General features: G+C 55.1%; 8 protein-coding genes. 3 read left to right on the top strand and 5 right to left on the bottom strand.

The window, feature by feature from the left end; all coding sequences use genetic code 11:
* The first annotated feature begins 461 nt into the window (after window positions 1-461).
* Window positions 462-590, top strand: a complete 129-nt coding sequence (locus V3851_RS13435) for a DUF4023 domain-containing protein (RefSeq protein WP_331847048.1) — start codon at window positions 462-464, stop codon at window positions 588-590.
* A gap of 74 nt (window positions 591-664) precedes the next feature.
* Here the strand turns inward: V3851_RS13435 and V3851_RS13430 are convergent, their stop codons facing one another.
* The 3 genes from V3851_RS13430 to V3851_RS13420 form a co-directional block, all read right to left on the bottom strand.
* On the bottom strand, window positions 665-853 hold the full coding sequence (locus tag V3851_RS13430) for a hypothetical protein (protein ID WP_331847047.1): 189 nt from the start codon (window positions 851-853) through the stop codon (window positions 665-667).
* A gap of 363 nt (window positions 854-1,216) precedes the next feature.
* Complete coding sequence (locus V3851_RS13425; RefSeq protein WP_331847046.1) at window positions 1,217-1,945, bottom strand: DUF6081 family protein; 729 nt, start codon at window positions 1,943-1,945, stop codon at window positions 1,217-1,219.
* A 55-nt stretch (window positions 1,946-2,000) separates the two neighbouring features.
* Window positions 2,001-2,921, bottom strand: a complete 921-nt coding sequence (locus V3851_RS13420) for a prenyltransferase (RefSeq protein WP_331847045.1) — start codon at window positions 2,919-2,921, stop codon at window positions 2,001-2,003.
* Between the two features lie 219 nt (window positions 2,922-3,140).
* Here V3851_RS13420 and V3851_RS13415 point away from each other — a divergent pair, with 219 nt between their 5' ends.
* On the top strand, window positions 3,141-3,644 hold the full coding sequence (locus tag V3851_RS13415) for a hypothetical protein (protein WP_331847044.1): 504 nt from the start codon (window positions 3,141-3,143) through the stop codon (window positions 3,642-3,644).
* A gap of 136 nt (window positions 3,645-3,780) precedes the next feature.
* Here the strand turns inward: V3851_RS13415 and V3851_RS13410 are convergent, their stop codons facing one another.
* Window positions 3,781-4,899, bottom strand: coding sequence for a Gfo/Idh/MocA family protein (locus tag V3851_RS13410; RefSeq protein ID WP_331847043.1), 1,119 nt, complete (start codon window positions 4,897-4,899; stop codon window positions 3,781-3,783).
* A 138-nt stretch (window positions 4,900-5,037) separates the two neighbouring features.
* A complete protein-coding gene (gene menA, locus V3851_RS13405; RefSeq protein WP_331847042.1) occupies window positions 5,038-5,982 on the bottom strand; it encodes a 1,4-dihydroxy-2-naphthoate polyprenyltransferase in 945 nt (314 codons plus the stop codon).
* Window positions 5,983-6,280: 298 nt separating this feature from the next.
* On the opposite strand from menA, the gene V3851_RS13400 reads away from it, so the two are divergent.
* A complete protein-coding gene (locus V3851_RS13400) occupies window positions 6,281-8,944 on the top strand; it encodes a putative bifunctional diguanylate cyclase/phosphodiesterase (protein WP_331847041.1) in 2,664 nt (887 codons plus the stop codon).
* Window positions 8,945-9,068: the final 124 nt, after the last annotated feature.

The raw sequence follows: 9,068 nt of genomic DNA, 5'->3' as shown, positions 1-9,068 counted from the left end.
TCATGGGTGAAGACGCTAAAGGATACCACTAAGTTCCATAAATCGATGTAAACACGTAAGAAAATAAGCAATACTGCGTTTACAATAAACTTGTAGGTCAGGACTCCGGATTTAAGGGGCCCAGCCGCTATCGCCACTTATCCTTATCTTGATTGGAGATATCCAATGAAGTAGAAGCAAAACTGCGGGAACCGGCCGAAAATCGTTATTCAGATTGGATATTTCCAATTTGGCTGGGGGCATAAACGCACTATCCTAAGTCTCATTGGAAATTTCCAGTGAGCCATGCGTTGAGAAGGATGAGAGCGGTTGACTTCAAAGCCGGGCTCCGGCTTGCCGGTTATTTAAGCGATCCCCGCGAACCTATTGGGTCGGCGGTTGGCGCACAGGATGAAGTCCCTCCGATTGCGGCATACTAATCCAGGACAACTTACCCTTGATCTTGCGAAGGAGGATGCCTCATGGAAGATACGCACGAATTCGTGGAAAAAATCCACGACAAGCAGGAAAAAGACGAGCGCAACCGGAAGCGCGGCAAAGGAACGCCGTCCGACCGGCTGCCTACCAAACAGCATGGAACCAAAAGCTAATCGGGATTAAACAACAGGAGCCGTCTCCCGGTCTTTGCCGGGATCGACGGCTCCTTCGCGATATTCTGCCTTATTCAATGATCGTAGAGATCTTCCCCGGAGATATATTCATTCGGCACATCATCTCCCGGAGCCGCGTGGTTTTTGACTTGGCTGAGCCGCCCCGCCCGGCCTTCGCCTCCATTGCCCGTGGCCGCGTTTTGCGCGTTACTGCTGCCGTTCCCGACGCGGCGGTTATATTGCTCCCGTTTGCTGTCTGCCATGTTTGAACCCTCCATCTATCGACTGCGTTGTCTTCCTGAAGCCATTCTCGCTTCGGCCTGCCCCTAGCTTTTGACGCGGGAGCGGTTTTTATTCCGGAAAGCAGACAGCGGCACCCGGCCGATGAATATAGAAGCCGAGAGCGAGACAAATAAGGGCATTTTAAGCCGCTATTTTGCGAATTTTGCCCCTCAAGCTCCAAATAGAGGCGATTTAGGACGCTATTTACCAAAATGAGCGCGAAATGGCTTTTATTTTGAACCCCAATCCTAAAATAGGGGCGAAAATGGACGTTATTTTAGCGGAAGCGGCGCCAAACAGCAAAATAACGCCCCAAAGGGGCGCTATTGCGGAATTTCTATATGCTACTCCTTGATCGTCACCGTTACCGGCGACCACTCGGCAATCACGGTTTGACCGTGAACGGAGACGCTGCCTTCCGGGGTGAGATCTTTCTCGGTCATGATGCCGAGCGCGATGGTGAACCGGTTGAATTTGATCGGAACGCCGCTCTCGCGGCGGATTTCCGTACCGTTTACATAAAAGACCGCCTCATCGGTTCCGCGGTTGTACGTAATTTTATAGGTGTTGAATTCCCGTGCTTTAAAATCGGTATCTTCCTTGAACACGCAAAAATACCGCGTCTTGTCGCTGGCCGGCACTTCCACGCCCGGAAAAGGCAGCACCGCGTAAACGCTGGCGTACTTGTCGTTGCCGGCGAAAAAGTCGAGCGCCGCGCCGGTGGTGAAGTCCAGCAGGTTCAAGGATACGTAGCCGTCGTACAGATCGCCGGGCACCGTATTTTGCGTGCGGGCGCGGATTTGCAGTTCAAAGCTGACTTCGCCCGCTTCCGGAACGACCACCTCTTCGACGGAGTAGTACATATGCTTGGCGTTGTCCAGAATTTGGACCTGGTTGTTTTGCCGGCTTAAGGGGGCCCGGCAGTACAGGATGCCGTTGCGGACGATGACGACCGCCTCCGGCTCGCGGTATTCCCAGAACGATCCGTCCGGCAGCGGAAAACCGCCTATTTTCCAGACCTGCCCTTCGTTCAGGATCGTATGAAAATCGCCGAATATTTTTTGCTCTTCCATGAAGTTCACCCTCGCTTTTTAAGTTATAGTAAAAGAAAGTCCGTATCCGTCCGAATTAAATCAAACCTTGCACCAGCAGCGCCGCCATCATAATGACGCCGCAGCGGACGGAGGCCTGTTGGGAAGCGCCCATCAGCGGCAGGTAAGCCGAGGAAGGATTATGTTCGGCCAGCCGTCCGTACACCCGGTAAAGCGGGATGGCCGTAAGCAACGCCAGCAGGGAATACCAAGGCATAACCCCCAGCACCACGGCCAGAACCAAGAAGCCGTACGCCAAGAACAGCAGGGTCTTGGAGAAGCCGAGCGCGCGCTTTTCGCCCCAGACGACGACCAGCGTATTTTTCCCGGCTTGCTTGTCCGCTTGCCAGTGCAAAAAATGATGGTTAAACAGCAGCAGTGTCGTAAGCAGCCCGATCGGCATCGACAGCAGCACCGAGCGGAGGCTCAAATCCCCGGTCTGTACATAATACGAGCCCATCACGGGCAGCACGCCGAAAGACAGCAGGATCGCCAGTTCGCTGAGTCCCTTGCCCCGGTAGCCGAACCGGATCGGCGGCGCCACGTAGAAGTAGGCGATCAGTCCGCCCAGACCGCCGAAGACGATCACCGGCCAGCCGCTGAAGAGGCTCAGCACGACCCCGCATACGACCGCCAGTCCGAGCAGCGACCAGGTGATCGCCGCAAAGCTGCGCTCGGACATCACGCCGCCCGACAGAAAACCGGAGTTCGTCGAAATGACCTCCGGCGTATCTTTGGCCGCCGTGTCGGCGCCGTTGCGGTAATCCCACAAATCGTTGATCATGTTCGAGAACAGATGGGCCGCTCCCGCGCCGATCAAAGTAATGACGAAAAGCACCGGATGAAATACGCCTTTCCAAATGAAGGCTCCGAGTGCGCCAAGAAACACAGGAACCAGCATCACGGGAATGACTTGAAACCGCGATGCTTTCCTGAAAGTTGACCATATTTTGTTCACCTGCAGGTTCACACTCCCACGAAATAGTCTGTTAAAAATATCACTATCTTATTATACATGATCTTTTTCAAAGCGGAGCGGGAATTTTCGGAACGTCAGGAACTGGAAGAACTGGACCTAGGTCCAGTGTTTTTACTTCCCCAGAGACCGAAGATGAGCGGTTATTTTTGTTGTATGCTGTGAGAAGATGAATACATAGAAGAAGGAGATTGATTATCGGTGAACAAAAAATCGTGGTTTGGTCCCGTGCTGATTCTGCTCGGCTTATGTTTGTTCTTCTTCCGCAAGGAGGCGGTAAGCACCGGCACGCTGTTCGGCCAATTCTGGCCTACGTTGTTCGTCATTCCGCTCGGGTTGTTTTTCCACTGGCTGTATTTTTCCCTGACGGAACGGAAAGCTACCGGATTATTGATTCCTGGCGGTATCCTGTTCACGGCCGGACTCGTGTGCCAGTTGTCCGTCCTGTTTGACAGTTGGCAGTATCTCTGGCCCGGTTTTATCCTCGCCCCCGCCATCGGGCTGCTTGAGTTCTATTTGTTCGGAAACCGCAACAAGTGGCTGCTGATTCCGATCAATGTATTGGGCGCGCTATCGCTGCTGTTCTTCGCCGTCTTCTCGTTCGGCACGCTATACAACCGGATGATTTTCGGCCAGCCGATCCTCGCCATCGCCCTGATTGTCATCGGCGTCGGCGTCATGCTGGCTCCGCGGAGACGGTTTTAGCGCCAACCGGCGCCCGAGTCTTGCATACCCCACCGCTAAACCTAACCTGCCCGGCATAAAAAGAGCCGGCCCCGCGCTTTCTGCGATGAGGGGCCGGCTCTTTTCCGCGGCATCAGTTCGTCCGCACTTATATTCCTTACATGCCTGTCGCGGTTCCGTCCGCCCAAGGCTGGCGCACCGAAGTCACGGTCTTGCCCGTTTCGATGGCTTCGGCCATCAGCAGGCTCAAATACTGGTCCTGCGAGGCTTCCGCCAGACTGTAGAAGGACGATCCTCCCTCGACATAGCTGCCCATGCTCCGCAGGCAGGCGGCCATGGCGATCTCCTCATCGCTCAGGCGGGCGTACGGGAACGGATTCCGGTACACCCAATCCGAACCGGCGAGAATGCCTTCGTGATAATAGCCTTCCAGATTCCCGTCCTGGCCGGCGTCCACTCTCCGCAGCTCCAGCGTCACCGGCGTCCGGTAATCTTTCAGGTACCGGACTTCCCGTCCTTCCAGCTCGCCGCGATGCCCGCGGACCAGGATCCGGTGCCGCCGGATCCGGGAGAAGTACTGGTCGTACGTAAAATCAAACAAGGCGCTGCGCCCGCCGAACTGCAGCAGGGCGAGGTCCTGTTTGGAGTCGACCAGCACCTCTTTGGCCGGCAGCCCGCGCCGCCCCGGTCCCTGTACCAGGGGCGTCACGATTTGCCGGCCGCTGATCTCGGCGTCCTCGAACCCAACGCCGAGCAGGTGGCGCACCAGGCTGATCCCATGATACCCGTGTCCGGCGGACACCTGAACATGGGACGCTCCGCCGATCAGCCCGGAGCGGACGACCGCCAGCCGCGCCGCGTGCATCGGCTGGAGGATAAACTGCTCGGCCACCTGCACCCGGCCAGCCGGGCCGACGCTGTCGTACAGCCGAAGCAGTCCGTCCAGGCTTTCCGCCGGCGGCGTCTCCGTCAGCACGGGAACGCCGAGCTTCGCCAGCCGCTCGATATATCCGGCCGCCGCGCTGCGCGACAAGGACAGGACGACGAAGGAGAAATTCCGCCGTCCTAGAAATCCCTCCAAATCCGCGGTCGCTCGGATTCCCCAGCGCGCTTCCGCTTCCCGCGCCTTGGCTTCATCGCGCATCCAGATTTCGCCGACCGCAAATTCATCGGGGAGCGCCTGCGCGATCCGCAAGTAAAACTCGGCCCGCCAGCCGCCGCCCATCAGGCCGAAGGTGATTTTGCGTTTTGTCTCGGTCTGTCCCGCATCGTTCATGATTGCCATCTCCTTAAGTATCATTCCGCGTCTCGCTTGGTCGTCTATTCTATGCTCCATTCTACTACAAAAAACCGGAACACCGCAGCACTCGCGGTCTTCCGGTTTCAGTCAGGCGGCTTGCTCCCCGGCCCGGCTCTACAGCGCGATCAAAACCGAAACGGCCAGCACGGCGATCCGGGCCAGGTTCATCAACGCGAAATTTTGCACCGACAGCTTGAACGTATGCTGTTTGGTCGGCTGTGCCGTGAATCTGGCGATATTTTTGCGGACCGGAATAAGCGTCAATAATGCGGCTGCCAGCAGGAGCGGGGATACGCCGATGAACAACAACACAACGAGGTCGGCGTATGCGGCATAGTAGAGCGCCCGGAACAGCCGGGCGGCGCGAGCCCGCCCGATATAGACGGGCAGGGTGTACCGCTTGTTTGCGATATCTTCATCGATATCGCAAATGTTGTTGGCCAGCATGATGTTGGCGATCCCCAAGATCGCCGGGATCGAGACGAGGAAGATGAGCACCGTCTCTATGAGCTGAACCTGCAGCAGGACTGTCCCGCCCTCCAGGGTCAGGGAGGCAAGCTTTTCCCCGGCATGAATATAGACGGAGATGAACGTAATCACAAATCCCATGAATAGCCCGGAGAAGATTTCCCCCAGCGGCATGCGGGAAATCGGGATCGGGCCGAAGGAATACAAGATGCCCACCGCGAAAGACAACCCGCCCAAGAGCAGTATCAGCAGGCCTGTTTCCAGAAACAGGGCGATTCCCGCCCCGACGGCAACGGCCAGCAAAATGATGATGATCGCAAGCACGGCGCCGGGATTCAGCTTGTACTGGACAATGGCGTTGTGGACTTCATATCCGTAACCGTGTTTTTTGGCGGCTTTTTTATAGTCATAGTAGTTATTGATGGCGGTCGTGGCCATATCAAAGCTAAGCAGCGAGAGCAGCATCAGCACGAAGTGTCCTGCCTTAAATTCCTGAAAGCGAAACAGGGCATAAATTGTGCCTAGCAAGAAAGGAATCATGCTGGCCGCTTTCGTTTGAATCTCCACCAGTTTGAGAAACTTCGGTATCATTTATCCCAACCCCTTTAAACGTAACAATCGCCTAAAATGAAGATATCTTATTTTTTAAATACCTTCTGTCTGAAAAGTCCTTGACAAGCGCGGTCGCTTCTCGGCTTCTGATTCCAAGGAACCAAAAGGCGTGGGGTTTTCTATCGAAATGACAAAAAACATAGAGGATTTTCCGAGAGGCATGTAGAATAATGTAGGTACAAAGTCGCTGTTTGCGATGACAGAATCCTGTTATCTCCTGTTCGCCTACTCCAACTCACCTTCACACCACTATTCGTCTTTAGGGGGATCGCCGGGTATGGTGCAAAAGAGATTTGCGTCTCTTCTTCTGCCTGCTATATTTCTTGCAGGTTTAGCGCTCGCTATTGCTTGCGAGTCCCATGAGCTGCATCTCATCTTCGGGCTGTCGCTAACCTTCACGAATATCTTTCTGCTGCTGCTCATGCGCTGCTACGGAATCTATTACGGCTTGGCCGCCACCGGCATGGTGTATGCCGCGTCTATTTTTCTCTGGGACAAGCCGTATATTCAGGCTATATTCCTGCTGGAGCTGCTGTTTATCGGCTGCCTGACCCGCCGGAACAAACGCGATCGGACGGTCCGCACGGACGCCCTGTTTTGGCTTGTGATCGGCGCGCCTCTCTTGATTCTGACCTTTTACGCTACCGACCGCTCCCTGTCGGCCGAGCTATGGCTCACCGTCCTCATTACGGCCGCCAACGGGCTGTTTAATGTCCTATTCGCGGACATTCTTTGGCGGTATCTTCCCAAACGCTGGTTCGCCGGAAGCTCTATTGTCCGGGAAAGCCCGCTTTACCTCGGCGTCGTTTTATTTCATATCATCATCGTATCTATCACCCTGCCGTTCTTGTTCTATATTTTGAATAACAGTTGGAATGCCTACGCTTCCGTGTCCAACCATGCGCTCCAGCTTGCCGAAAGCACCGCCGGGCACCTGTCCGAAGAGATCCGGAGCCGGGATGAAAGCACCATATCTCTGTCCACCTCTCCGAACACTCCGGAGTCCGAACAATTGGCAAATCTCGTACAGCGTTATGTCTCCAATTACAATTACCGGGTCATTCTATCCGGCACGCAGGGCCAAATCTTAGCCGACAGCGGTCACACCGGGGATGGGGCTCAATTTGTCCGGTTTATCCCTTCCGATTCGGACGACCTCCTGCAGGACAATTTTTACTTGCATGTGCCCGAGAAGCGGCCGCGGGTCGTTTCCGGCGAGGAATGGGACGAGGCGAGCTATATTTATCATGCCGACTTGGACGGCCTTCCGCTTCGCATAACCGTGCTTGTGCCGATAACGCAGTATCAAGAGCAAATTTACACGCAGTTTGCGGGACAATTCATCGTCCTGATCCTTTTCTTTATTTGCGCGGCCGTCTTCGGCCGGATCATCAGCCGCCGGCTCCTGCGGGGTTTGTCGCAATTGGCCGCGCTCACGACCGACCTGCCCGGGGGGCTGCTCTCCGACCACAAGACGGATTGGCCCAAGAGCCGGATCTATGAGATTCGTTCGCTCATCCGCAATTTCCGGGGAATGTCGAACAAGATAGTACATATGATTCAGGATTCATTACATAACAACCTCCTGCTGCAAGAGCAAACCAACCGATTGCAGAAATCCGAAAAAAAGCTGCACGATCTCGCCTACTATGACGGGCTCACGGGTTTACCCAACCGGCTGCACTTTACGGAGTTCACCAAGTCGATGAATCTTCAGGACCCGGAGAACGCCCTCCCCTTTGCCGTGATGTTCGCCGACCTGAACCGCTTCAAGCAGGTCAATGACACGCTGGGCCATTCCATAGGCGACCACCTGCTCAGCATGGTTGCGGGACGTTTCGCCCGAATCGTCTCCGAGCAATGCAAGGTGTTCCGCATCAGCGGTGACGAGTTCTTGTTCGTGCTTCATTACGAGGATATTTCCGATGTGCAGCGGATCGCCCAGGAAATCTGCGACAGTTTGGAGGAGCCTTTTGAAATTAACGGCCGCTCTCTGTATATGTCCGTCAGTGTCGGGATTAGCGTATATCCGTTTGACGGCACCGAGATGGATCACATTATGCGAAATGCGGATATCGCCATGTATGTGGCCAAAGAGCAGGGCGACGGCTTGTACCATTTCTATGACAGTTTGATCGAGAATCAGCTTGCGGAAAATATGCAGCTTGAAAACGATCTGAAAAGCGCGCTGCACGGCGGGCAATTCACGCTCTACTACCAGCCGAAGATCGATGCGTCAAGCGGAGGAATCATCGGGGCCGAGGCACTGATCCGCTGGATGCATCCCGACTTCGGGGTCGTCTCCCCGGCCAAATTCATCCCGCTTGCGGAGAATTCGGGGGTGATTCTCGATATCGACGAATGGGTGCTCCGTGAAGCGTGCCGGCAAAACAAAGCCTGGCAGGACCAGGGTCTGGCTAAATTCCCCGTCGCCGTCAATATATCGGCAAGACATTTTTATCAGAGCAATCTGCTGCCGATGATTACCCGGATTTTGGAGGAAACCGGGCTTGCGCCGCAGTATCTTGTACTCGAGATCACCGAGGGTACACTGATCCGGAATGTCGAATACGGCGTGCGCGTCATGGAGGATTTGCGCAAGATGGGGATCCATATTTCCATGGACGATTTCGGCACGGGATATTCCTCGCTCAGCCAACTGGACCGCCTGCCGATCAACGAGATGAAGCTGGACCGCTCGTTTATTCAGGGCTTAATGGAGGATTCCAAGAAATCGTCGATTGTCCGCGCCGTAATTGAGCTCGGGCATCATATGGATCTTAGGGTCGTAGCCGAAGGGATCGAATCGCCGGATGAACTCAAATATTTGGCCAATCTGGAGTGCGACCAGTTCCAGGGCTACTTTTTCAGCAGGCCGCTGCCGAGCGGCGAGTTTTCCGCTTTCGTCCGCCATTGGGACGGCTCCGCTTTGGCCATATAGTCTTTGCCAGAATCGGCCCGGAGAGCATGCAGTCAGTTTTGGCGTATCGTACGGCAATTATCTCTTCCCGGTACTGCCAAGAATCACGGATTGCAGGCCCCTCCGGCGTACGTTACAATGCTTA

This window comes from Paenibacillus haidiansis (genome assembly GCF_036553665.1).
In the GTDB taxonomy this organism is placed as follows: Bacteria; Bacillota; Bacilli; order Paenibacillales; family Paenibacillaceae; genus Fontibacillus; species Fontibacillus haidiansis.
The sequence above is the reverse complement of the archived record's forward strand: the minus strand, read 5'-3'. Positions and strand labels throughout refer to the sequence as shown.

What these genes read in the sequence shown, in the direction of transcription:
- V3851_RS13435 (WP_331847048.1), top strand. Translation starts at nt 462, where the DNA reads ATGGAAGATACGCACGAATTCGTGGAAAAAATCCACGACAAGCAGGAA.
- V3851_RS13430 (WP_331847047.1), bottom strand. Translation starts at nt 853, where the DNA reads ATGGCAGACAGCAAACGGGAGCAATATAACCGCCGCGTCGGGAACGGC.
- V3851_RS13425 (WP_331847046.1), bottom strand. Translation starts at nt 1,945, where the DNA reads ATGGAAGAGCAAAAAATATTCGGCGATTTTCATACGATCCTGAACGAA.
- V3851_RS13410 (WP_331847043.1), bottom strand. Translation starts at nt 4,899, where the DNA reads ATGAACGATGCGGGACAGACCGAGACAAAACGCAAAATCACCTTCGGC.
- menA (WP_331847042.1), bottom strand. Translation starts at nt 5,982, where the DNA reads ATGATACCGAAGTTTCTCAAACTGGTGGAGATTCAAACGAAAGCGGCC.
- V3851_RS13400 (WP_331847041.1), top strand. Translation starts at nt 6,281, where the DNA reads ATGGTGCAAAAGAGATTTGCGTCTCTTCTTCTGCCTGCTATATTTCTT.